This window comes from Roseibium algicola (assembly GCF_001999245.1).
Taxonomy (GTDB): Bacteria; Pseudomonadota; Alphaproteobacteria; order Rhizobiales; family Stappiaceae; genus Roseibium; species Roseibium algicola.
In genome coordinates this window covers 185,826-208,226 of the sequence record NZ_CP019630.1, presented here as the reverse complement: position 1 = coordinate 208,226, position 22,401 = coordinate 185,826, and the positions used below count along the sequence as shown (strand labels likewise).

The following is a 22,401-nucleotide window of genomic DNA, read 5'->3' as shown; positions in this document are numbered from 1 at the left end:
CGCCTCACCCTTCGAGACAGTGCTTCGCGCTTCCGCGGGGTGGGTTGTTTTGTGGATCGTCAGTTGTTTGTTGAAAGTGGGCTTTTGCCTCGATGACCTATTTCTCCTTCCTGCGTGAAAACGCCCGCTGGCTTGCCGCCAGTTACCTTCTCGCGGTCTTTTCCGGCTTCGGGCAGACGTTTTTCATCTCGCTCTCGGCGGGGGACCTCAGGGCGGAGTTTGGTCTCAGTCACGGTGACATTGGCCTGCTTTACATGGTGGCGACCCTCGGCAGTGCCCTGACCCTGCCTTATGTCGGTCGCAGCCTTGATCACTTCCCGGTACAGAAGATCGCAGCGGTGGTGATGACCGGTCTCGCCCTGTTCTGCCTGGCGATGGCCAACACGTTTTCCGTATGGATGGTCGGACTTGCCTTTTATGGCCTCCGGCTGTGCGGGCAGGGCATGATGACCCACACGTCGGTGACCGCTGCCGGACGATGGTTCACGGCGCAGCGGGGCCGGGCGGTGTCGATCGCCGTTCTCGGTTTTCCGACGGCTGAAGCGTTGTTTCCGCTTTGCTTCGTCGTCCTGGCCAATGCCTTCGGATGGCGCGGTGCCTGGACGGTATCGGCCATCGTTCTGGCTGTTGTCGCTCTGCCGGTCTTGTTGACGCTCCTGGCAAAGGACCGCATCCCTTCCGCGCTCGAAACGGCCTCGGCCAAACCGGAAGGCCGCCAGTGGACACGAGGGGAAGCGCTGCGCGATGTCCGCTTCTGGCTGGTCAACTGCGGTGTCAACGCGCCGGCCTTTATCGGAACGGCAATCTTCTTCCACCAGGTCTATCTAGTGGAACTGAGAGGGTGGACGCTGGAATTGTTTGCAAGCGCCTTTCTGCTGATGGCATCCGGCGTGGTCTGTGCATCCCTGGTGATAGGCCCGTTGATCGACCGGTTTTCCGCGCGTCAGTTGCTGCCTTTCACCCTTGTTCCCCTGACGCTGGCCTGTTTCGTGCTGGCCAATTTCCACGCGCCAGCAGCTGCTTTCGTTTTCATGCTGCTTGTCGGCATCTCGAACGGTTTCAACAGCACGCTGGTGGGCGCGCTTTGGCCGGAGGTTTACGGCACGCGGCACATGGGGGCCATTCGGTCTGTCGCGTTTTCGGTGATGGTGTTTGCTTCCGCGGCAGGTCCGGGTCTCGTCGGCTGGCTGATCGACAAAGGTGTCTCGTTCGACCTGCAGGTCATGGCAATGGGGGGCTACTGCCTCGTTTTCTGCGGTGTGCTCGGGTTCGTGTCGCGCACCTACCGGTCTTCCGAACATTCTTCGTAAGGTCCGGTAGTTTGAGGTTGCCGTCCGGTTCAACCCCGGCTAACTCATCGCCATGACCGTCACTGTTCGCTTCGCGCCGTCGCCGACCGGCCATATCCACATCGGCAACATCCGTCCTGCGCTCTACAACTGGCTTTTTGCCAAGAAGATGGGCGGCAGGTTCATCCTGCGTTTCGATGACACGGACCTCGTCCGCTCGAAGCAGGAATATGCCGATTCCATCGAGACCGACCTTCACTGGCTCGGGATCGAACCGGATCTGAAGGAGCGGCAATCGGACCGGATCGCCAACTACGATGCAGCGGCGCAGAAGCTGAAAGATGCGGGCCTGCTTTACCCGTGTTACGAAACGCCGGATGAACTGGAACGCCGCCGATCGCGCCAGCGAGCGCTCGGCAGACCTCCGGTCTACGACCGTGCAGGCCTGAAGCAGACCGCGGAAGAGCGGGCGGCTTTCGAAGCCGAAGGCCGCAAGCCGCATTGGCGCTTTGTCCTGCCGAACCACGACGGCAACCCGTTTGAAACCAGACGTACGGATGTCGCCTGGTCGGATCTGTGCCGCGGCGACCAGACGATCGATCTGGCCTCCATGTCCGATCCGGTTCTGATCCGTGCGGACGGTTCGTATCTCTACACCTTCACCTCAATTGTCGATGACATCGACATGGATGTGACCCACATCATCCGCGGCGAAGATCACGTCTCCAACACAGGCGTCCAGATTGCCATCTTCGAGGCGATGGGGGCAAAGCCGCCGGTATTCGGTCATCACAACCTCCTGACGACGATCGATGGCGAAGGCCTTTCGAAGCGCAAGGGGGCATTGTCCATAGGTTCGCTGCGCGAGGCCGGGCTTGAGCCAATGGCGGTCGCTTCCCTGGCCGTTTTGACCGGAACCAGTCAGGCAGTCGAGCCGGTTGCATCCATGGATGCCCTGATCGAGAAATTCGACCTGACCAGCGTTTCGCGGTCCTCCGCTAAGTTCGATCCGGAAGAGCTGAAATCCCTCAACGCGCGCCTCGTACATGATCTGCCCTTCGAGGCGGTGGAGAGCCGTCTTGCAGCGATGGGCATCAGTGGGGGGGCTGACTTTTGGGATACCGTGCGTGGCAACTGTGAAACAGTTGACGACGCGCGTGCCTATTGGCAGGTCGTCACGGGTCCCGTGGAAAGCCGCATCGAGGACGAAGACCAGGAATTCGTTTCAGGTGCAAAGGCCTTGCTGCCCGAGGGCGACATCACCCTGGAGACCTGGGGAGAGTGGACGTCTGCTCTGAAGGCTGAAACCGGCCGTAAGGGTCGTGGCCTGTTCATGCCGTTGCGCAGGGTGCTGACCGGGATGGATCACGGTCCGGACATGAAGGCCTTGCTACCTCTTATTGGGCGACAAAATATTCTGGACCGACTACCCTGACAGGGGCCTTTCGGTCCGGCGCTGCGCTAAAACCGTCGTCTTCTGCCTTGAACACAGGCGAAAAAGCCGCCAGTTCCTCGTCATCCGTTTCCTTCGGGGAATGGATCGACAGGACCGGGAAACCGTCCTTGAAACCGGAACTCGAAGCAACCTTGTCCTCGTCGCGCTCAAGTCGTGTCGCGGCGAGATCAAGCCGCGCCGACACGTCGAAGCCCTTTTCCATGTTCATGAGCGTGTCGGGATCTTCAAAGCGCGGAAGCTGCGTTCTGGTCAGCGGAGTTCTGGTCAGCGGAGAGGGAAGGTCTTCTTCGTGTTCGTAGGTTCCACCGCGGCTTGGCTGAAGTGTCCGCCTGGGAAGGCCGGCGCTGATGTCGGTGAAGAATACCCTGTTTCCCGAGCCGGTGCTGAGATCCGTCCAGGCCGATTGTGCCTTCGATTGCCGGGTTGCCCGGCAACTGCAGCCTTCAACGAATTCGCTCTTGTAGCGATAGGCGAAGGGCTGTTCGGAGTAGAGGTTGCCAGCCAGAGACATCATCTGGGCCTGGTCGCCACCCGGGTTGCGATAGACGTATAGCTCGGTTTCCGCAGCCGGACAGATTTCCGAACATCTTGCTTCGTCATTGGCAAACTGGCTCTTGCCCGTCGAAAAACTTACCGGGAAGAAATAGCCGTCGCAGGTTCTGACACATACGGTCCGGAATGCGCCACCGGAAGGCAGGGAATATCGTTTGGTTTCGCTGCGGGCTTGCCGGCGCACCGAAGCGATTTCCCGGTCGCCCGTCGTTACGGAGGCAAGTTCGACGCGCGGCTGCGGGTTGAAGATGCGGGCCAGGAGAGACTGCGGCTTGTCCTCACCGCTGGCATTTTGTTGTCGTGCTTCGCGGGTCGAGGCATCGCATTTCTGTTTTGCCAGCGAGGCCCGGACCTGCCTTGCACGTTTTGCATTCTTCGACGATCCGCCACCGGACTTCGCAAGCTGACGTTCAATTGCAGAAAGGTTGGCCTTCATGCGCTTGATCTTGTCATTTAGACCACTGCATTTGGGGGATGCGTTTGATGCGCAGCCGAAGTAGTTTGCATCCCGTTCTGCGGCATTGATGGCCTTTTGCTGCTGGGATTTGGCGGTGGTCCATTTCTGGGCTGCGGGAGACTGTGCCGTCGAACGCGATTCCAGCCGCTGCAGTTCAGCCTTCAGGCTGGAGCAGGTGGCCGCGCTCACAGTATGTGCGCACAGCACAAGCCCGGCACCAAACGCGACAGCGCGTGCCATAACCTTGGACCCGGCAGACCAGCTACGTCTCATCACCCATCCCCTACAGCGTTTTTGCCACGCCGTATCGGCCTTAAACCGACCCCGGCACTATCGCTGCTGGACCTATCAATAGCAATGAAAGCTCTCACGTTAGGTTAATGGCGGAGCGGCAGGACCACGCAGGATTTCAGTCGTTTTCCCCGGATCGCGTGGCCTCGTGCAGACGGTCGAAAATCTCGTCCAGGACCGATTTCTGTTCCTCTGTCAGCGCGTCTTCCAGGCTCTTGCTGTAGGCGAGGGCTTGGGGGACAATTTCTTCGTACATGGCATTGCCCTGGTCAGAGAGGCACAGGGTCTGTTCCCGCTGATCGTCCCTGTTCTTGTCGCGCACAATAAGGTCGCGCTTTTCCAGGGCGGCGACAGCCCGACTGACCTTGGTCTTGTGCATGGAGGTTGCCTGGCTGATATCTCGTGCAGTCATGGCCTTGTATTCGCCAAGAGTGGCAAGCACCCGCCATTCGGGAATCCCGATGCCGTAGGTGTCGGCATAGATTCTGGAAAAGGACCTGCTGACGGTCTCGGCCAGATGGTTGAGCCTGTAAGGCAGGAATGCGCTCAGCTTCAGGACAGGTTTGGAAGGTACCTTGCCTGGGGAAACAGTGGATTTGGATCCTTGCTGATCGGACATGGATAAGTCGACGCCTTGGAGATTCGTTAAGCCTGATTGAGCAGGCAGATGAACAATGCCGTTATCCGGCCATTTTCTGTGACTAGCAAGTATATCCGGTTGAATAACCCCGGAAAGACACCCCGGGCAGCTACGAAAAAGTAGCAGGATTGAAAGCAAGTATGGCGAAGAGCTTTGTCAGGTGCAGTCAAAATACGGCGAAAGAGCTGACCTATCTGTTGATAAAGAGAGAATAGTTAAGGAATTGGCGCGTGAAAAATTGCGAATCAGACACCGAAACTGAGACGCTTCAGTCAACAGGAAAAAGCGCGGCAAAGTTCGCGCAGGCCGAAACAGGCAGTCAGACATCTGGCAGGAAAGCGAGACCGTTATGGTAGAGATGACAAACAGGTCCGAAGCCGTTCCGGGTGAAAACGAACGGTTCGAAGAGCTTGGACGCGGCTGTTATGCCTATAGCGCGGATGGCTGTTCCAACACCGGTGTGGTCATCGGCGAAAAAGGCGTTCTGATTGTCGATGCCCAGGCAACACCGGCCCTTGCGGAAAAGGTTCTGCAGAAGGTTCGCGAGCTCACGGACAAGCCGATCAAACAGGTCGTTCTGACGCACTTCCATTCAGACAACACACTTGGTGCCCTGGCATTCGAGCCGGGCGAGGTCATTGCTTCCGATCTGACCAGGCGGATGATGGAAACCCGCGGCGTCGAGGAAATCCGTGTGGCCCGGGAGCGGGATGCGGCACTGTTCGCCGGACTACCCGGCAACACCGGTGTTAGCATGCCGTCCATGACCATTGCATCTTCAATGACCATCGACCTTGGCGGGCTGGACGTCCGGCTGATGCATCTGGGCCGCGCCCATACGATGGGCGATCTGGTCGTATGGGTTCCGCAAAGTGGCGTGATCTTCGCAGGAGATCTGGTTCAGAAAGCCGCTGTTCCTTATTGCGGAGATGCCCATCTGGCCGACTGGCCGCGCGCGCTCGACCGCATCACGGCGTTTCGTCCGACTGCGCTGATGCCGGGACGCGGGAAATCCGCCATCGGTACGCAAGCCGTGGCAACGGCTGTTGAAACCACCCGCGATTTTGTCGTGACCTTGCGGGACGCAGCAGCTGCATGTGTCGAGCAGAGCCTTGGTCTGAAGGATACTTTCCAGGCTGTTCGTGACGCGCTTGCTGCCCGTTTCGGCTCGAAGGCCGACTTTGAATTTCATCTGCCCATAAGCGTTGCCCGGGCCTACGACGAAGCTCTTGGCCTCGACCAGCCCCAGATATGGACACGGGAACGGATCGCCGATCTTTACGATGCGCTGGACGGAACAGCCGGCCTGAGTGAGGGGGCACCGGAGCAGGTTGCGGCGGAAATGGCTGTCTCCGATGTGCCCGCGGCGGAAGTCTCGGAAGAGGCTTCGGCAACGGGCGGTGAAGCACAAGCATCCGATCTGGTCTCGGACAGCGATTTTGCTGCCTCGCTTGCACTCGGTTCTGAAGAGGAGCAGCCGGAAGACAGCGAAGAGATGGAGCTATCGGCCGAGGACATCGTCGAGGACGAAAAGCCGTCAGATACGCCGGCTCCTGAAGAAAAGGCGGCCGCAGACAAGGTTCTTGAAGACGCTCGCTAACATCGCGTCGAAAACCCGGTAAGATGAAGTTATGAGGCGCGCGCCTGATGGGCGCGCGCTTTGTTTTTCGTCTGACGCTTGATCGCGCTTTCGTGATCCCCACATGTTGGGCGGTTGAAAATCTGGAGGATTTCTAATGCGTTTTCTGGTCGCTGCCGCTCTTGGCGCATCTTTGCTGCTGCAAGGCGTGGGCGCTGCTCTTGCGGCGGATGAGCCTGATCTGATCTTCAAGAAATCAACCGTCTGGAAGTTCCTGACGCCCGACCACAAGTTGGCGACCTACGCCATAGACGACCCGATTGTCGACGGTGTCTCCTGCCACTTCACCGTTCCGGAGAAAGGCGGCGTTTCCGGTTGGCTCGGCGTTGCGGAAGAAGTCTCTGACGTATCGTTGGCGTGCCGTCAGGTTGGCCCGGTCACCATAAAGGAGAACTTCGAACAGGGCGAGGAAATGTTCCGCCAGCGCCGCTCGTTCATGTTCAAGAAAATGCGGATCGTCCGTGGCTGCGATGCCAAGCGAAATGTTCTTGTCTATCTGGTCTATTCCGACAAGCTGATTGAAGGCAGCCCTAAAAACTCGACCTCAACCGTGCCGTTGATGCCCTGGGGAGATCAGCAGCCTCCGAAATGCGGTGATTTCGTCCAGGACTAAGGCCGGGGAGTACTCGAAGGACGCGGATCAGTCCGCGTCCAGCGCTTCCAGCTGCTTTGGGCCGGGCAGTTCGGCATCCGCGCAGAAGTTCTTGTAAAGCACGGACATGATGTCCCTGACCGGTTCGCTGGCGAGCCGGTAATAGATGGTCGTGCCTTCGCGACGGGTCGAGACGAGACCCTGCGCGCGCAGAAGAGCGAGCTGCTGCGAGACGGTCGGCATGCGCATGCCGGTTTTTTCCGCAAGTTCGCCAACACTGCGTTCGTTGTCGAGGACAAGACACATCAACAGCAATCGCGGCGCGGATGCCATCATCTTCAAGAATTCCGCCGCGGATTCTGCTTTATCTTCAAGTGCTTTGTAGTCCATGGGACAACCTTGCCAAACATCGGAGTAAACTGCAAGCAAAGAGGCTGGAATGTCCTGTGTGCGACCAATCTCAGACAAGATTCCCACTCTTTTCAAGTGGAAACAACTTTGAAGGTACACGCGCTTTCAGGTGAACGTTCACCGGTTCCCGCAATGCCTGCGAGCGCGCTTTTATATCCGACTGGCCACCGTGACAATGATATTCCCGTTGCCGCAGCCGGTGCCGGTGGTCAGGCACATGCCCTTTTGCTGGGCTTCCTGGCCAAACGCCTTGGTGCCGTCGGTGATTGCGATGATGGCTGCAAACGGGCCACCCAGGATGAGGGCCAGGAAGAAGATGACGAAGAGGCGGTTCAGCATGGGTAACTCCAGATGGCAATCCGTTTCGATTGACTGGAGATTAGTGGGGCCGGCTTGAACCCATGCTGAGTGCCGCATTCAGCTACCGTTCAGATATCTAAACGGAAGTAAAGTTCAATTAGAACAGTATGTTATGCATCTAGAGGTTCTCTGTCATCGCTCTGCGAAGCGCTTCCAGCAGCACCTTGTCGCGGTCGTAGATGTCTTTTCTGAAATGTGTTGATCCGTCCTTGTTCATCCACGCGGTCAGGTAGGTGAGGTGCACGTCGATTTCGACCTTGGTTTTGACGACCGTACGCTCGCCGCTGTCGCGAATGGCTTCCCATTTACCCGGAGTGGCGTCGGAATCGACCAGAAGAACGTCCGCCAGGGCAAAAGGATCCGATACACGAATGCAGCCGTGGCTGAAGGCGCGCTCCGCTCTGGTGAACAGGGATTTCGACGGGGTGTCGTGAATGTAGATGTTGAACTGGTTGGGGAACATGAACTTGATGCGACCAAGCGCATTGTCCTCACCCGGGTCCTGGCGCAGCCGAAACGGGAAATTGCCACCGGAATAGCTGTTCCAGGCAACCTGTGTCGGCGCGACCTCGTTGCCTTCCTGGAAGATCCGGATGCTCTTGTTGCTGAGCGCCGTGGGGTTCTGCTTGAGTTTCGGCAAATACTCCTTCGTCGCGATGGAGTAGGGCACGTTCCAGTACGGGTTGATTTCCACATATTCCAGCCGGTCGGAAAACACCGGCGTTGCGTGGTAGGGCTTGCCTACAACGACCCGCGCCGTGTGAATGGTCTTTCCGTCCCGCACCACCTTCAGGTTCTGGTCTGCCAGATTGACGAAGACGTAGAACTGTCCCGGATCATCCGGCATCCAGCGCCGCCGCTCCATGTTGAGCTCCATCTGGATGAGCTTTTCCTGGATCGGAATGTTGAGCTGGGCAATTGTCGCCTTGCCGATGACACCGTCGGTTTCAAGGCCGTGGTACTCCTGGAACAGCTTGACGGCTTCCACCAGGGCGCCGTCATAGACATCACCGGTGTGATCTCCGGCAACGATAATGTCTTCTTCCATGAGCCGGGTTCGCAAAACCTCCAGGCGCGGATCGCTCATGCCTGGTTTCAGAACCTCACCATCCGGAACCTGGGTAAAGCCGCCGGCAGCAGCCTTCTCCCGGTATTGGGCAAGGCGCCGCTTCAGGCGGGCATAATTGTCGGTCTGGGGTGCGAGGCTTTCCAGAAAGGCCCCGAAGTCCACGGCCTGTTCGGCATTTTCAAAAAGCATTTTCGGATCAGGCCGATCCGGAAACACGTTCAGCGCCTTGTTGACCTTGTTGGGTTGAACGCGGCCGGAGGAGAGGTGGGTCGCATAGCGCAGGAACTGTACGGACAGGTCCAGATCGAACTGGGCCCATTCCTGCTCGCTCTGGGAGGTTTCCGAACGCTTTATGAAGCCGAGGGGATCGTAATTGTTGGGGTTGAGCGCATGGTCGTTCGCCGCCGCCATGGCCGCAATGGTCAGATGAGCGTCTTCCGTGAGGCCATTCTCGTTGAACCAGACCGGTGCGAAAGCGCGCTCGCCATAATAGAGTGCAAGACCTTCGGGCAGGTTCGTAGAAACTTGCGCCTGAATGGCCCTGGCGATCGGCGTCTGCGGTTCCTCGAAAACAGGGGGCGGAACGACCTGGGTCTCGCTGGTCGCCGGTGCCGCTGTTTGTGCCTGGACATATGGTGCCGAAAGTGGTCCGGACAAAAACGCTGCCAGCGTGAAAAGAAGACCAAGATGTCTGTTACGGCACGTGCAAAATATTCCCATCGGAAATACCCCCTCTGATTCCCAACGGGGAAAGTCTAGTGCATCTTGCGCATAATTGAACTGCGTTAAGCTTCCTTGCCATTGCAAAGCCGATCCCATTTGTTGCCGCTACAGGAAAAGCGCGCGATCCGATAACGCTCGTGGGAGTGACGCGTTGCGGCCACAAGGCACGGAATTTGGCGTTTCAGCGGCAACTGCAGCCTTGACCGGGTTCTGTTTTCCGGTCCATAAAGCGCTCCATGATGACGGCCACACGGAACATCATTTCGATCACCATTATTTGCAGCTAGCGACACCGCTGGCTGTGGCCGTTCCCTCTTGGCAAAATTTCCTTTGAGACGGACCGCCCGGCCAGCCGGCCAGGAGACCGTTTGACATGAGCGCCGCTGAGACAGAGAAATCCGGCACTTTCAAGGGCTTGAAGCTCACCAACACATTGACGCGCCAGAAGGAGGACTTCCGGGCGATCGATGACGGGAATGTGCGTCTCTACGTCTGCGGACCGACCGTCTATGACTTTGCCCACATCGGTAACGCGCGACCGGTCATCGTCTTCGATGTGCTCTTCCGGCTTCTGCGCCATCTTTATGGTGCCGACCACGTCACCTATGCGCGCAACATCACTGACGTTGACGACAAGATCAACGCACGCGCACTTCGTGACTTTCCCGATCTGCCGCTCAATGAAGCCATTGCCCGGGTGACGCAGAAGACTGCGGACCAGTTCCATAAGGACATCAGGTCTCTGGGTGTGCTGGAGCCGAGCATCGAGCCTCGGGCGACACAGCATATCAGCGGCATGGTCGAGATGATCGCGGCGCTGATCGAAAAAGGACACGCCTATCAGGCGGGCGGTGAAGTTCTATTCGACACCCAGTCCATGCCCGACTACGGCGGCCTGTCAAAGAGGAAGCTGGACGAGCAGCTGGCCGGGGCTCGCATTGCGGTTGATGCTCACAAGAAGAACCCCGGAGATTTCGTGCTCTGGAAACTGTCTTCTGAAGAAGAGCCCGGCTGGAACAGCCCGTGGGGCAGGGGGCGTCCGGGCTGGCACATCGAGTGCTCTGTCATGAGTGCGCACCATCTGGGTGAAGTGTTCGACATTCACGGCGGCGGGCTGGACCTTATCTTCCCGCACCACGAAAACGAAATCGCCCAGTCCCGCTGCGCCCATGGCACCAAGGTCATGGCCAACTACTGGATGCACAACGGCTTCCTGCAGGTGGAAGGCCGGAAGATGTCCAAGTCCGAGGGCAACTTCTTCACCATTCAGGAGCTTCTGGAAACGGACAGTTTCGGCGGCCGCATGTGGCCGGGCGAAGTGCTGCGCCTTGCCATGTTGATGACCAACTATCGAGAGCCGATCGATTTCTCCAAACGCAAGCTTGAAGAAGCGGAAAACCTTCTCGCCCGTTGGCCGGATCCGGTCGAAGCGGATGCAGCCCCTGCCGCCGAGGTGCTTGATGCCCTTTTGGACGACCTGAACACCGCAGGGGCCATTCAGGCGCTCCATGCGCTCGCCGTCGAGGCTTCCAAGGACCCTGCCAAGCTGGATGTTTACTCGGCATCTGCCGCGCTCCTCGGCGTTCATCCGGTCAAGGCGGATTTGTCTGGCGTTGATGAGGCCGGCATTTTGGCAGCCATCGAAAAACGCCTGGAGGCCCTCAATGCCAAGAACTGGGCCGAAGCTGACGCGATCCGCAATGAACTGACGTCTCAGGGAATTCTTCTAAAGGATTCAAAAGACTCAGAAACCGGTGCCCGCGTGACAACCTGGGAAGTCAAGCGGTGAGACGGAGCCAGGTGGAAAGACGGGATACCCCCCTCTGTCCCCTATGGGGACATCTCCCCCGCAAGGGGGGAGAGGGGCGTATGCCGCGCCGCCATGCATTTTTGAACCGGCTATGGCGCAAGACCGGAGTTCTGCTCAGGGAGGAGACCTCTCCAAAGCTGTATGAGTTTTCTCATATCAGCCCGCATGCTCCGGTCTCCCCCCTTGAGGGGGAGATGTCCGCGCAAGCGGACAGAGGGGGGGATACAGCTTGTGTAACAAACACTGGTTTCGGGCTATCGCTAAGAGGTCGCTACATGCCGCACCAGACTGTTCCCAAGCAACTCAGATACAACGCCAAACGCCTGCGCTCGCAAATGACGGACGCTGAAAAGAAGCTCTGGCAAGTGATCCGGGCGCATCGGTTGGAGGGGATTTCCTTTCGCAGGCAGATGCCGATCGAAGGGGTCATTGTCGATTTCGCGGCACCTGCTCATCGCTTGATCGTGGAACTGGACGGATCCCAGCACGCAGAACTGCAGGGCCAGGCGCGTGACATCGCGCGCGACCGCAAGCTTCAGGCTCTCGGCTGGACGACCTTGCGCTTCTGGAATGCGGAGGTGACGCACGACCTTGAAGGTGTCTGCCGCAAGATCCTGAACGCTTGTGGCAAGGAGAATTTCTGATGGGCGATAATGTTCAAAGGCTGAGCGGCGGTTGCCAGTGCGGCGCCGTGCGTTATCAGGTGACGGGAGAGGTCGGTCATCCGCATCTGTGTCATTGCCGCATGTGCCAGAAGGCATCGGAGAATTTCTTTCTGCCGTTGATCGGTGCTGCGAAGTCCGATTTTGAATGGACCCGCGGCGAACCCTCCTGGTTCCACTCTTCCAAGCCTGTCCGCCGGGGTTTCTGTGGAACCTGCGGCACGCCTCTGGCCTTTGATACGATTGGCGACGACCACATTTCCTTTACCCATGGCAGCCTGGACGATGTCGCCGCGGTCACGCCGGTTGAACAGTCCGGTGTCGAGGGGCGAGTGTCATTCTATGGGCATCTTTTCGAACTGAACGAAACGCAGTCAAATCGGGACGACCTGCCAGGTGGGATCAATGATGTCACGGCAACCAACAATCAGCACCCCGATCATGATACGGATCATTGGGAAGTGAGGGGCGGATGACGGAGATCCATTCCGGCGGCTGTCAGTGCGGTGCCTTGCGGTTCAGGGTGGAAGGGCCACTGGGCGAGGCTTCCATTTGTCATTGCCGCATGTGCCAGAAGGCCTTTGGTGGATTTTACGCGCCACTGGTCAGTGTTCCCGAAACATCCAGACTTGTCTGGACACGTGGATCGTTGAAGCACTTCCAGAGTTCCAATCACGCAAACCGGGGCTTTTGCGCCGATTGCGGTACGCCGCTGACCTATGAAGCGCCGGATGGCATTGCATTGGCCATCGGGACCTTTGACGATCCATCGCAAATCCCGCCCAGCATCCAGTTCGGCGTCGAGGCAAAGCTGCCTTATGCCGACAGCATGGCTCAAATTCCCGAAAGGGTGACGGAAGACGATATGGAGGCAGCGCCTTTTCTGGCGTCGCTCGTTTCGTTCCAGCACCCCGATCACGACACGGAAACCTGGCCACCGGTTCGCACCGGGGCAAATGACAACGAATAAAAGACAGCCCCGACGCTGCTCAGGATACGGATATGACCAAGGAACGGCTTTTTCTTTTCGACACGACATTGCGTGACGGCGCCCAGACCAGCGGGGTCGACTTCTCTGTCAACGAGAAGGTTGTGGTTGCCGAACTTCTGGAGCGGCTTGGCGTCGATTACATCGAAGGTGGCTATCCGGGTGCCAACCCGACCGACAGTGAGTTCTTCAGTGAAAAGCGGACGCGCAAGGCAACGTTCACAGCGTTTGGCATGACCAAGCGCGCAGGCCGCTCGGCTGCGAACGATCCGGGGCTTCAGGACGTGCTGTCCGCAAGTTCCGATGCCTGCTGCTTCGTGGCCAAGGCGTGGGACTACCATGTCCGGGTTGCGCTTGGTTGCAGCAACGAGGAAAACCTCGATTCGATCTACGAGACCGTTACCGCAGCCGTTGCTGCCGGCAAGGAAGCGATGATCGACTGCGAGCATTTCTTCGATGGCTTCAAGGCCAATCCGGAATACGCGCTCAATTGTGCCCGCACGGCATACCATGCAGGCGCGCGGTGGATCGTTCTGTGTGACACCAACGGCGGCACGCTGCCCGATGAGATCTTCGACATTGTCACCAAGGTGCAGGAGGTTGTTCCCGGAACGCATCTCGGCATCCATACCCACGATGACACCGGTCACGCGGTCGCCAACTCACTGGCGGCAGTGGATGCCGGCGTAAGGCAGATCCAGGGAACCTTGAACGGTCTGGGTGAGCGCTGCGGCAACGCCAACCTCATCACCTTGATCCCGACACTCAAGCTGAAACCGGCATTCTCCGATCGGTTCGAAATCGGTGTCAGCGACGCTCAGTTGAAAGAGATCACTTCAATCTCCCATGCGTTCGATGAAATCCTCAATCGGTCGCCGGACAGGCAGGCCCCCTACGTGGGCGAAACCGCCTTCGCCACAAAGGCCGGTATTCATGCCTCCGCGATCCTGAAGGATCCGCAGACCTATGAACACGTCGCACCGGAAAGTGTCGGCAACCAGCGGCGGGTGCTGGTGTCCGACCAGGCCGGCAAGAGCAACCTTCTGGGAGAGCTGGCCCGGGTGGGCATCGAAGTCGACAAGTCAGATCCGCGTCTTGACCTACTGTTGGCGAAGGTCAAGGAACGGGAAGCCGAAGGCTATGCCTACGAGGCTGCCGACGCGTCGTTCGAGCTGCTCGCGCGCCGGGCATTGGGCGAGGTGCCGCGTTACTTCGCAGTTGAATCCTTCCGCGTGATGGTGGAACGCCGGTTTAACGCAATCGGTGATCTGGTCACGGTTTCGGAAGCCGTGGTGAAGGTCGATATCGACGGCGAAACCCGAATGTCGGTTGCTGAAGGCAACGGCCCGGTCAATGCGCTGGACATGGCACTGCGAAAGGATCTGGGCAAATACCAGTCTGCCATCGACGGCCTGGAACTGATTGACTATAAGGTGCGCATCCTCAATGGTGGCACGGGCGCTGTCACGCGCGTTCTGATCGAAAGCCAGGACACAGTCACGCACCGGCGCTGGTTCACGATCGGGGTATCCTCCAACATCGTCGACGCCTCTTTCCAGGCCCTGGTCGACTCCATTACATTCGCGCTGATGAAAGCCAACGTGGCCTGATCCTGGTCACGCGCCTTTCGGGCGCCAGAAAGGCAATGCCATGTCGCAGACGGTGACCAGCACCGAAGCGAATGCCGAATTCCGTCAGGGCCTTCTGTTTGGCCTGGCGGCATACGGCATGTGGGGCTTCCTCCCGGCCTATTACAAACTGACCGATACCGTGCCAGCAGATCTTGTGGTGTCTCACCGGATCCTCTGGTCGGTGCTTTTTGTCGGTCTGTTTCTCTATTCGCGCGGCCGCTGGCAGGAAGTGCGCGAGGTTTTTCGCCAGCCGAAGGTGCTCATGGGGCTGACGGCGTCTGCCACTTTCATTGCCGTCAACTGGCTGACCTTCGTCTGGGCAATTTCCAACAATCACGTGCTCGATATTTCGCTCGGCTATTTCATCAATCCGCTGGTCAGCATTCTGGTTGGCCTGTTCGTGTTGAGGGAAAAGCTGACGACCTGGCAGGGGATTTCTGTCGGTGTTGCCGCCATTGCCGTGGTTCTGCAGGCGATCCTGGCAGGCGGTTTGCCGTGGGTGTCTCTGGTGCTGGCGTTTTCCTTTGCAGGCTACGGCTATGTGCGAAAAGTGACGCCCGTGAAGGCAACTCCGGGACTGTTCGTGGAAACGCTTGTGCTGTTTCCGCTCGCCGCCGGCTACATGCTGTTGAGCCTCAGCTGGGGTGTCGACGCAATGGTCTTGAACGATCCGCCGGTTCTGCTCGCCCTCGTGGGGACAGGCATTGTCACGGCCTTGCCGCTGATCTGTTTTTCTTCTGCTGCCCGGCGCCTGCCGCTCTTCATGCTGGGGCTTATGCAGTACATGGCGCCGTCCATGCACTTCCTGATGGCGATTTATATCTGGGGCGAACCGCTGGACCCGACCAAGCTGATGACGTTCGGCATGATCTGGGCTGCGCTGGTGGTGTTTACCTACGACAGCTGGCGGCGCTACCGGAGCTGAAACTGGGTTAGTCGCAGCCAGAGCACTGTGGAAGATGCGGTCAGTCCGAAGAAACCAGCTGGCCGCGGCCACTGCGTTTGGCGGCATAAAGCCTGTGGTCGGCGGTCTTCAGGGCGTCGCCAAACCTGCCGCTTTCGAGCGGGGCGACGCCGACGCTCGTCTTCATCAGATGTTCCTCGCCGTCGTGACGCACGGGCGAGGCCAGAACGTTGTCCAGAAGGTTTTGCAGTCCGTCGACAACCTCGGCTTCTTCCTTGTCCCGGAACACGATGCAGAATTCGTCGCCGCCGAGCCGCGAGACGATATCGTCTTCCTTTGCGAGCTTCATCATGTGGCGGGCAAAACTGATCAGAACCGCATCGCCGAAATCGTGGCCGAGTGAATCGTTGATTGCCTTGAAGGAGTCCAGGTCGAGGAGCGCGAGCCAATGCGCACGTCCTTCGGACACCGGCCAGGTCGCGATTGCCTTGGTGGCCTGTTCCAGAAGGTAACGGCGGTTGTAGAGACCCGTGAGGGAGTCCCTCATTGCCATGTTGTTGAGTTCCTCGATCCGGTAGATGTAGTCGAGGTTCTGCGACACGCGCAGCAGCAGCTCTTCCGGAGGGCAGTTCTTGTCGACGAAATCCGCTGCACCGTATTTCAGGAACCGCACCCGGTTGTCCGGATTGGCGTAGGACGACATGCCGATGACGCCGACTTTCTCCGGGTCATGCACTCTGCGGACGGCTTTCAGAAAGGCAAAGCCGTCCTTGTCCGGCATGAAATAGTCCGCCAGGACAAGTTTGATGTCCTTGTAATCCTTCAGGGTCTGGAGGGCTTCGTCCGTAGAGCTGGCCTGGTAGATCTTGTAAAGGTGCTTGCCGACGATCTTGGAGATCACGTCCCGCTCCACCGCGGAATCGTCCAGAATGAGAATGCCGATCTTGGGGTTCTGGGCCAGTTTCCGGATCAGGTCCGCAACATAGTTCAGGCTGCCGGGAGAATCCTTCAGGACGTAGTCAATAACGCCTTTTTCCAGGAACTTGCTTCGGGTTTTCGGGTCGAAGCGGCTGGTGAAGACGATCGTGGGAATATTCCACTTCTCGCAAAGATCGACGATTTCGCCGTCGGGGGCGTCTGGAAGGGTCAGGTCGACAAGAGCAAGGTCGGGTTCACCGATCGGCAGATTGAGGCAGTTCTCGGCCTCTTCGTAGCTACGTGCCACCATGATCTGGTGACGTCCGACCTCATGCAGTTTCTTGACGATTGCCTTCTCGAAAAACGCCGCATCTTCAACAAGAAGGGTAGTTTGCATTTAGTGGCCTGTTCTTCCTGCGTTTCGTGCGACGGTACTATTCAACTCCTCAGACTGCAAATCGATTTGGTTCCAATATTCACAGTCATGGGAACGTATTCCCAACCTCTATACACAGTAGAGTTTTAGAGATCTGTTACCGAGGCGCATGCTTCTTGTGCCGGCAGGGGTTCACCGTTGATCGCGCGGCGCAGCATGGGCAGGATATCGTCCACGGTTCGGGCAACAAGATAAGGAACTTCAGTGTCCGGACGGATGTATCCCTGTGCCCGCATATGATCCAGAAGTTCCAGCAAAGGCGACCAGAAGCCGTTGAGGTTGGCCAGTGCCACCGGCTTGCGGTGTTGTCCGAGTTGGGCCCAGGTCATCATTTCGACGGCTTCTTCCAGGGTGCCGATTCCGCCGGGCAACGCGATGAAGGCGTCAGCTTTCTCGAACATCAGGTGTTTGCGCTCGTGCATGTCCTGCGTGACGATCAGGTCTTCGAGGGTGTCCAGCATCACCTCGCGTTTTTCCAGGAAACGCGGAATGATTCCCGTCACCTTGCCGCCGGCTTCAAGGGCGGCATTGGCCACGGTTCCCATCAGACCGACAGAGCCGCCGCCATAGACAAGTCGAAGGCCAGCCTCGGCAATTAGCTGGCCCAGACGGGTGGCGGATGCCTCGTGTGCAGGGTCCGAACCGAAGCTGGACCCGCAGTAAACACAGACGCTTGTAAGCTGATTTTGAGAAACCGTATTCATGACGCAAAGATGTGGCATTCAGATTGCCACAAGGTCAAGCATTCTGTTTGAAAGGCCTTGGTTCTGAACCGGGTTTTCTTGCCGCGCCTGGAAAAGACGGCTATGCATGAACCACGATCTGAAGAAGAGCCGACGGCAAAGGAAACATGGCCATCAAGGTCAGGAGTTCGGCTGAGACAGGCAGCACCCGAAAGGGCGCAAACAGGGGAACGGATTTGGAAAGCGCCGCATCGCCTGGCTGCTTTCCCGGCAGGACACACAATGAATAACAAGACACTCATCTGGACTTTGATCGTAGCCGTGCCTGTTGGGCTGGCCGCTCTCGTGACGGGCTACATCTATCGCGATACGGGGCGTCTGCCTTTCCAGAGCGGTCCCGAAGTTGCCGCGACGCCATCGGTCTCCGGCGACAGTGCCACGACCGAACCGGCTGCAGGCTCTGATACAGGCACAAAGACGCAATCCGCGGAAACAGATAAGGCTGATGCGTCAGATGAGGCGCCTGCCGCGGAAACGGCAAGCGCAGGCCCAAGTTTTGACGTTGTCGGCGTTGAGCCGACCGGTGAAACGGTCGTTGCGGGCCGGTCTGTCGCAGGCGCTATCGTTGCCTTGACTGCCAACGGCAAGGTTGTCGGCAAGAGCATTGCCAATGAGGTCGGTGAATGGACCATCATTCTGGATGAGCCGTTGAAGCCGGGCGACTATGACGTTGGCCTGGAAGTTCATGACGATACCGGCAAAGCGATTGCCACGTCCGAAGAACGGCTTGCCGTTTCTCTGCCGGAAGGCGGCAAGGAACAGCCTCTTGTGGTTCTGAACACGCCTGACGGTCCGTCGGACGTCTTGCAAAAGCCTGAGGCCGAGCAGCAGGTGGCTTCCATCACTTCGACTGGCGAAGGTTCGCAAACAGCTGCGACAACGGATTCTGCAGAAGGCACCGCCGCGGAGGCCTCCGGGTCGACGTCCGCAACTGAAACTGCTTCTGCGGAACCTGCCGCAGGGACCTCTGCAAGCCAGCAGACGGCCTCCCGGGAGACGAGCGACCAGCCCGCCGGTACCTCTGAGCAGACCGCTGTTGCGTCTGCCGACACGACTTCATCTGCAACAGGCACCGCAGAGCCGGAAACGGCCGGCAACGGGGCCGCCGTTTCAACGGCTGAGGCATCGGGACAGGCGGCTTCAGCAGAAACCGAAGTTGCTTCCACGTCATCAGGGGCAGCGCCGGCAGCTGTAGCGACACAGGACAGTGGCGCAGACGTTGCGCAAGCCGGCCAGAATGAACCGGCTGATGTTCCCACAGCAGCACCGGATGCGCCGACGGTGACCGTGGAAGCCGTGGAATCCGAAAAGGACAAGGTCTTTGTCGCCGGTACCGGCGAACCTGGGTCATCGGTTCGTGTCTACGTTGGCGACGAGTTTCAGGGTGAGGCTAAGGTCGGTTCGGGCGGGAAGTGGCTGATTGAAGGCGGCAAGAATATTTCTGAAGGAAATGTCGAGGTTCGCGCCGATTTGATCGGTGAGGATGGCAGCTCGGTCGACGCCCGTGCAGCCGTTACCTTTGAAAAGGAACAGGACAAGCAGATTGTGCTGACCAAGGTCGTCGCAAGCGGTGAGGGTGCAGGAGCCGACGGCCAGGGCGCGGAAGTGAAAAAATCTCTTCCCGTCGTGATCATCCGCAAGGGGGATAACCTGTGGCGGATCTCCCGGCGTCTTTATGGAGAGGGCGTTCGCTATACGACGATCTACAAGGCCAACCAGCAACAGATCCGCAATCCTGATCTGATTTACCCGGGGCAAGTGTTCCTGACACCAGAAGGCGATCTGAGCTGGCCGAAACCTGACGAAAACAACGGCTGAGGTGACACCGGCCTCTGTCGGCACTTCGGGCGTTGTCGGCACGTCTGAAAACGGCCATGGGCATTTATAAAATTCTCGGCTGTTGTCGCTGCTTATCTCTGTCAGTTACCCCTTGGTCGAATGTCAAAAATGAAGGCAGGGGATCGGAATGATCCTCTGCCTTTTTGCATCAGCCCCTTGTTTTTTTGATGATTCATCGCATATCAACGATGAAACAAACAATCGTGAATGAGGAAACCGCCCCATGAGCGGGACGGATCTGCCGGCCGGTGGAAATTGCATGACCTCCAAGGAAGGTCTGGCAAGTTGCGAGGAACTCGCGGCTATCTTCCGTGCACTTGGACATCCGGCCCGGTTGGCAATCATCAAGCAGCTCGCAAGCCGTCAGGGCGCCTGCTGCGGTGAGATCGTCAGTCACCTGCCGTTGGCTCAGTCGACCGTGTCTCAGCATTTGCAGGTTTTGAAGGACGCCGGGCTCTTGTGCTGTGACACGCGGGGCAGGAATTGCCACTACGCGCTCAATTGGCAAGTGCTCAGTCTGGCGGAGTGCCGGACCAAGGACTTCTGGGAGCGCCTGAACGCGGCGCAGCCGGACCAGTCAGGACAGTCAGCCGGTGCGCAAGTGGTTTCCGCTTCAGACTAACCCAAGTGGCCGCCTTCCGCGGCCTGGAGATTTTGTGTGACCGATCAGACAGCGACCCCGCCGCAAAAGCCCTCGGCTGCGGCTGCCGGCAGCCATTCCGCTCAAGCGCACATCCGCAAGCCTGTCAATGCAGACGAAGGCAGCACCTTCACGACGCTGGCCAACCTGTGGCCCTACATCTGGCCGTCTAATCGGCCGGATCTCAAGCAGCGCGTGCTTCTGGCCATTTTCGCACTGATCATTGCCAAGATCGTGACGGTCCTGTCGCCGTATTTTTTCGCCTGGGCGACGGATGCACTGACGGGTGAAGGCTCCAACCTGCCTGCTTTCCTGGTAGCTCCGGTCATGCTGGTGCTTGCCTATAATGCAGCCCGTGTATTGGCAGTGGCTTTCAACCAGCTGCGCGACGCACTGTTCGCCCGGGTCGGCCAGCATGCCGTACGCCAGCTCGCAATCCTGACATTCCGCCACCTGCACCAGCTTTCCCTGCGTTTCCACCTCGCCCGGCGGACGGGTGGGCTCAGCCGGGTGATTGAGCGCGGGGTGAAGGGCATAGAGGCGATTGTCCGCTTCACCATCTTGAACGGCATTCCGACGGTTCTGGAATTTGCCATCATGGCAGCCGTGATCTGGTACCAGTTCGGTTTCCTTTATGTTGTCATCGTCGCAGTGATGATCGTTGCCTACGTCTGGTTCACCATCAAGACCTCGAATTGGCGGATCGGCATTCGCCGCGAAATGAACGACAGCGACACGGATGCCAACTCCAAGGCCATCGACAGTCTGCTCAACTTCGAAACGGTCAAGTATTTCGGCAATGAAAACATGGAAGCTGCGCGCTTCGATGTCTCCATGGCGAAATATGAGAGCGCTGCGACGAAAACCTGGACGTCCCTTTCCTGGCTCAACTTCGGTCAGGCGGTTATCCTCGGCATTGGCATGGCGGCCTGCATGGGGCTGTCTGCACAGGCTGTTCTGGCGGGCGAGCAGAACATCGGCGACTTTGTCCTTATCAACGCGCTGCTGATGCAGATTTCCATTCCGCTCAACTTCATCGGCTTCCTCTACCGGGAAATCCGTCAGGGTCTTGCGGATATCGAATCCATGTTCGACCTGCTGATGGTGCCCGCCGAAATCGAGGACAGGCCCGACGCCAGCCCGTTGAAGGCTGTTGAAGGAAAGATTGCGTTCAAGGACGTCCGCTTTCACTACGATCCCGACCGGCCGATCCTCAAGGGGATCGACTTTGAGGTTCCAGCAGGCAAGACCGTCGCCATCGTCGGTCCCTCCGGTGCGGGCAAATCGACGATCTCCCGTCTCCTGTTCCGGTTTTACGACGTCACCGACGGTTCAGTCGAGATCGATGGTCAGGATGTCCGAAACGTGACGCAGGAAAGCGTGCGTCAGGCCATTGGCATGGTTCCGCAGGATACGGTGCTCTTCAACGATACCATTGCCTACAACATTCGCTATGGCCGCCCGGACGCCAGCGACGAGGAAGTGCGGGAGGCTGCGCGCATGGCGCAGATCCACGACTTCATTGAAAGGCTACCTCAGGGCTATGACGCGGAAGTCGGCGAGCGCGGATTGAAACTGTCGGGCGGTGAAAAGCAGCGTGTTGCGATTGCACGCACCATTCTGAAATCTCCGCCGATCCTCATCCTCGATGAGGCGACATCGGCGCTCGACACACATACCGAACGCGAGATCCAGTCGGCGCTGGATGAGGTTTCGCAGGATCGGACGACGCTGGTGATTGCCCACCGCCTGTCGACCGTGGTCAACGCGGACCAGATCATCGTTCTGGAAGGTGGCGAGATTGCCGAGCGCGGCACCCATCAGGAGCTTCTGGCCAGAGACGGTCTTTACGCCTCCATGTGGGCGCGCCAGCGCGAAGCGGACGAGGCCGAGGAACGGCTGCGAGCCGCAAGGGAAAATGACGATCTTGGTATCGTCACACGTGGTCAGAGGGCTGATTACGTACCGGCGAAATAGGTCTAGCAACAGCTATTTCTGGTCATCCGGGCCTGGCCAAGCCCTGGCCGGGAGAGGGGATGCTCCTGTTCAAGGTATGACGCTGACCCTTGAAAGAGATCTGGGCTCACTGATCCCGGATCTCCACCACCGGTCTTCCTGTATGACAAAGAGGCAGAAACTTGCCGGAGGTCAGGCCGCACGAATTGTTTGCGGTGCCTGATCATTGTCGCAGGCCACATGGCCTGTTGTCGGCACATTGTTGTTTGGGGCAGCTTCACCCCTTTTGAACAACAGTCTTGAGAGTGCCTTGGCAAGGCGGCGCAGTTCCTGGTGGCGGGCAGCGCGGGCGCGGGCTTCGTAGTCGTCTCCTGTATGTGTCATGGTGCTCTCCA

General features: G+C 58.4%; 21 protein-coding genes. 13 read left to right on the top strand and 8 right to left on the bottom strand.

Annotated elements, in window-relative coordinates; genetic code table 11:
• The first annotated feature begins 92 nt into the window (after positions 1-92).
• Both B0E33_RS00940 and gltX read left to right on the top strand, forming a co-directional pair.
• Positions 93-1,310, top strand: coding sequence for an MFS transporter (locus B0E33_RS00940; RefSeq protein ID WP_075281526.1), 1,218 nt, complete (start codon positions 93-95; stop codon positions 1,308-1,310).
• Between the two features lie 52 nt (positions 1,311-1,362).
• Positions 1,363-2,724 (top strand): glutamate--tRNA ligase, encoded by a 1,362-nt coding sequence (gene gltX, locus B0E33_RS00935; RefSeq protein ID WP_062489084.1) that lies wholly within the window; start codon positions 1,363-1,365, stop codon positions 2,722-2,724.
• On the opposite strand, the gene B0E33_RS00930 is transcribed toward gltX, so the two are convergent.
• Both B0E33_RS00930 and B0E33_RS00925 read right to left on the bottom strand, forming a co-directional pair.
• On the bottom strand, positions 2,687-4,027 hold the full coding sequence (locus B0E33_RS00930; RefSeq protein ID WP_077290136.1) for a DUF2865 domain-containing protein: 1,341 nt from the start codon (positions 4,025-4,027) through the stop codon (positions 2,687-2,689). The genes gltX and B0E33_RS00930 overlap by 38 nt on opposite strands.
• Before the next feature lie 136 nt (positions 4,028-4,163).
• Positions 4,164-4,664 carry a MarR family winged helix-turn-helix transcriptional regulator gene (locus B0E33_RS00925; protein WP_077290135.1) on the bottom strand — a complete coding sequence of 167 codons (501 nt, stop codon included), beginning with the start codon at positions 4,662-4,664 and terminating at the stop codon, positions 4,164-4,166.
• A 370-nt stretch (positions 4,665-5,034) separates the two neighbouring features.
• Here B0E33_RS00925 and B0E33_RS00920 point away from each other — a divergent pair, with 370 nt between their 5' ends.
• Entirely contained in the window at positions 5,035-6,285 is a 1,251-nt protein-coding gene (locus tag B0E33_RS00920; protein WP_208997739.1) for an MBL fold metallo-hydrolase, read from the top strand.
• Between the two features lie 136 nt (positions 6,286-6,421).
• The gene (locus tag B0E33_RS00915; RefSeq protein ID WP_023003912.1) at positions 6,422-6,937 is read left to right on the top strand and encodes a CreA family protein; all 516 of its coding nucleotides are present in this window, start codon (positions 6,422-6,424) and stop codon (positions 6,935-6,937) included.
• A 27-nt stretch (positions 6,938-6,964) separates the two neighbouring features.
• Here the strand turns inward: B0E33_RS00915 and B0E33_RS00910 are convergent, their stop codons facing one another.
• The 3 genes from B0E33_RS00910 to B0E33_RS00900 form a co-directional block, all read right to left on the bottom strand.
• Entirely contained in the window at positions 6,965-7,306 is a 342-nt protein-coding gene (locus B0E33_RS00910; protein WP_062489081.1) for an ArsR/SmtB family transcription factor, read from the bottom strand.
• 171 nt (positions 7,307-7,477) lie between these two features.
• The gene (locus B0E33_RS00905) at positions 7,478-7,666 is read right to left on the bottom strand and encodes a hypothetical protein (protein ID WP_023003917.1); all 189 of its coding nucleotides are present in this window, start codon (positions 7,664-7,666) and stop codon (positions 7,478-7,480) included.
• A gap of 139 nt (positions 7,667-7,805) precedes the next feature.
• Positions 7,806-9,413 carry a L,D-transpeptidase family protein gene (locus B0E33_RS00900; RefSeq protein ID WP_077293095.1) on the bottom strand — a complete coding sequence of 536 codons (1,608 nt, stop codon included), beginning with the start codon at positions 9,411-9,413 and terminating at the stop codon, positions 7,806-7,808.
• 439 nt (positions 9,414-9,852) lie between these two features.
• Here B0E33_RS00900 and cysS point away from each other — a divergent pair, with 439 nt between their 5' ends.
• The 6 genes from cysS to rarD all read left to right on the top strand — a co-directional run bounded on the left by cysS (position 9,853) and on the right by rarD (position 15,495).
• Positions 9,853-11,268 carry a cysteine--tRNA ligase gene (cysS, locus tag B0E33_RS00895; protein WP_077290134.1) on the top strand — a complete coding sequence of 472 codons (1,416 nt, stop codon included), beginning with the start codon at positions 9,853-9,855 and terminating at the stop codon, positions 11,266-11,268.
• A gap of 296 nt (positions 11,269-11,564) precedes the next feature.
• A complete protein-coding gene (locus B0E33_RS00890) occupies positions 11,565-11,933 on the top strand; it encodes an endonuclease domain-containing protein (protein WP_077290133.1) in 369 nt (122 codons plus the stop codon).
• Positions 11,933-12,427, top strand: a complete 495-nt coding sequence (locus B0E33_RS00885; protein WP_077290132.1) for a GFA family protein — start codon at positions 11,933-11,935, stop codon at positions 12,425-12,427. Before B0E33_RS00890 ends, B0E33_RS00885 begins: the two co-directional genes overlap by 1 nt.
• Positions 12,424-12,921: a GFA family protein gene (locus B0E33_RS00880; RefSeq protein ID WP_077290131.1), complete on the top strand. Its 498-nt coding sequence runs from the start codon at positions 12,424-12,426 to the stop codon at positions 12,919-12,921. Before B0E33_RS00885 ends, B0E33_RS00880 begins: the two co-directional genes overlap by 4 nt.
• Before the next feature lie 32 nt (positions 12,922-12,953).
• Positions 12,954-14,549, top strand: a complete 1,596-nt coding sequence (gene cimA, locus B0E33_RS00875; protein ID WP_077290130.1) for a citramalate synthase — start codon at positions 12,954-12,956, stop codon at positions 14,547-14,549.
• A gap of 40 nt (positions 14,550-14,589) precedes the next feature.
• Positions 14,590-15,495, top strand: coding sequence for an EamA family transporter RarD (gene rarD, locus B0E33_RS00870; protein ID WP_055653595.1), 906 nt, complete (start codon positions 14,590-14,592; stop codon positions 15,493-15,495).
• A 40-nt stretch (positions 15,496-15,535) separates the two neighbouring features.
• On the opposite strand, the gene B0E33_RS00865 is transcribed toward rarD, so the two are convergent.
• Together B0E33_RS00865 and B0E33_RS00860 are read right to left on the bottom strand one after the other, a co-directional pair.
• A complete protein-coding gene (locus tag B0E33_RS00865) occupies positions 15,536-16,789 on the bottom strand; it encodes a GGDEF domain-containing response regulator (protein ID WP_055653596.1) in 1,254 nt (417 codons plus the stop codon).
• A 125-nt stretch (positions 16,790-16,914) separates the two neighbouring features.
• Positions 16,915-17,550 (bottom strand): LOG family protein, encoded by a 636-nt coding sequence (locus B0E33_RS00860; RefSeq protein WP_439126678.1) that lies wholly within the window; start codon positions 17,548-17,550, stop codon positions 16,915-16,917.
• 243 nt (positions 17,551-17,793) lie between these two features.
• Here B0E33_RS00860 and B0E33_RS00855 point away from each other — a divergent pair, with 243 nt between their 5' ends.
• The 3 genes from B0E33_RS00855 to B0E33_RS00845 all read left to right on the top strand — a co-directional run bounded on the left by B0E33_RS00855 (position 17,794) and on the right by B0E33_RS00845 (position 22,027).
• On the top strand, positions 17,794-19,389 hold the full coding sequence (locus B0E33_RS00855; RefSeq protein ID WP_077290129.1) for a LysM peptidoglycan-binding domain-containing protein: 1,596 nt from the start codon (positions 17,794-17,796) through the stop codon (positions 19,387-19,389).
• A 244-nt stretch (positions 19,390-19,633) separates the two neighbouring features.
• Positions 19,634-20,032, top strand: a complete 399-nt coding sequence (locus B0E33_RS00850) for an ArsR/SmtB family transcription factor (protein WP_062489073.1) — start codon at positions 19,634-19,636, stop codon at positions 20,030-20,032.
• A 111-nt stretch (positions 20,033-20,143) separates the two neighbouring features.
• A complete protein-coding gene (locus B0E33_RS00845; protein ID WP_062491729.1) occupies positions 20,144-22,027 on the top strand; it encodes an ABCB family ABC transporter ATP-binding protein/permease in 1,884 nt (627 codons plus the stop codon).
• A 171-nt stretch (positions 22,028-22,198) separates the two neighbouring features.
• Here the strand turns inward: B0E33_RS00845 and B0E33_RS00840 are convergent, their stop codons facing one another.
• A complete protein-coding gene (locus tag B0E33_RS00840; RefSeq protein WP_156912298.1) occupies positions 22,199-22,390 on the bottom strand; it encodes a hypothetical protein in 192 nt (63 codons plus the stop codon).
• Positions 22,391-22,401 lie beyond the last annotated feature (11 nt).

Excerpts from the sequence above, each read along its gene's own strand:
- B0E33_RS00940 (WP_075281526.1), top strand. The coding sequence starts at position 93 with ATGACCTATTTCTCCTTCCTGCGTGAAAACGCCCGCTGGCTTGCCGCC.
- gltX (WP_062489084.1), top strand. The coding sequence starts at position 1,363 with ATGACCGTCACTGTTCGCTTCGCGCCGTCGCCGACCGGCCATATCCAC.
- B0E33_RS00930 (WP_077290136.1), bottom strand. The coding sequence starts at position 4,027 with ATGAGACGTAGCTGGTCTGCCGGGTCCAAGGTTATGGCACGCGCTGTC.
- B0E33_RS00925 (WP_077290135.1), bottom strand. The coding sequence starts at position 4,664 with ATGTCCGATCAGCAAGGATCCAAATCCACTGTTTCCCCAGGCAAGGTA.
- B0E33_RS00920 (WP_208997739.1), top strand. The coding sequence starts at position 5,035 with ATGGTAGAGATGACAAACAGGTCCGAAGCCGTTCCGGGTGAAAACGAA.
- B0E33_RS00915 (WP_023003912.1), top strand. The coding sequence starts at position 6,422 with ATGCGTTTTCTGGTCGCTGCCGCTCTTGGCGCATCTTTGCTGCTGCAA.
- B0E33_RS00910 (WP_062489081.1), bottom strand. The coding sequence starts at position 7,306 with ATGGACTACAAAGCACTTGAAGATAAAGCAGAATCCGCGGCGGAATTC.
- B0E33_RS00905 (WP_023003917.1), bottom strand. The coding sequence starts at position 7,666 with ATGCTGAACCGCCTCTTCGTCATCTTCTTCCTGGCCCTCATCCTGGGT.
- cysS (WP_077290134.1), top strand. The coding sequence starts at position 9,853 with ATGAGCGCCGCTGAGACAGAGAAATCCGGCACTTTCAAGGGCTTGAAG.
- B0E33_RS00890 (WP_077290133.1), top strand. The coding sequence starts at position 11,565 with ATGCCGCACCAGACTGTTCCCAAGCAACTCAGATACAACGCCAAACGC.
- B0E33_RS00885 (WP_077290132.1), top strand. The coding sequence starts at position 11,933 with ATGGGCGATAATGTTCAAAGGCTGAGCGGCGGTTGCCAGTGCGGCGCC.
- B0E33_RS00880 (WP_077290131.1), top strand. The coding sequence starts at position 12,424 with ATGACGGAGATCCATTCCGGCGGCTGTCAGTGCGGTGCCTTGCGGTTC.
- cimA (WP_077290130.1), top strand. The coding sequence starts at position 12,954 with ATGACCAAGGAACGGCTTTTTCTTTTCGACACGACATTGCGTGACGGC.
- rarD (WP_055653595.1), top strand. The coding sequence starts at position 14,590 with ATGTCGCAGACGGTGACCAGCACCGAAGCGAATGCCGAATTCCGTCAG.
- B0E33_RS00865 (WP_055653596.1), bottom strand. The coding sequence starts at position 16,789 with ATGCAAACTACCCTTCTTGTTGAAGATGCGGCGTTTTTCGAGAAGGCA.
- B0E33_RS00860 (WP_439126678.1), bottom strand. The coding sequence starts at position 17,550 with ATGCCACATCTTTGCGTCATGAATACGGTTTCTCAAAATCAGCTTACA.
- B0E33_RS00855 (WP_077290129.1), top strand. The coding sequence starts at position 17,794 with ATGAATAACAAGACACTCATCTGGACTTTGATCGTAGCCGTGCCTGTT.
- B0E33_RS00850 (WP_062489073.1), top strand. The coding sequence starts at position 19,634 with ATGAGCGGGACGGATCTGCCGGCCGGTGGAAATTGCATGACCTCCAAG.
- B0E33_RS00840 (WP_156912298.1), bottom strand. The coding sequence starts at position 22,390 with ATGACACATACAGGAGACGACTACGAAGCCCGCGCCCGCGCTGCCCGC.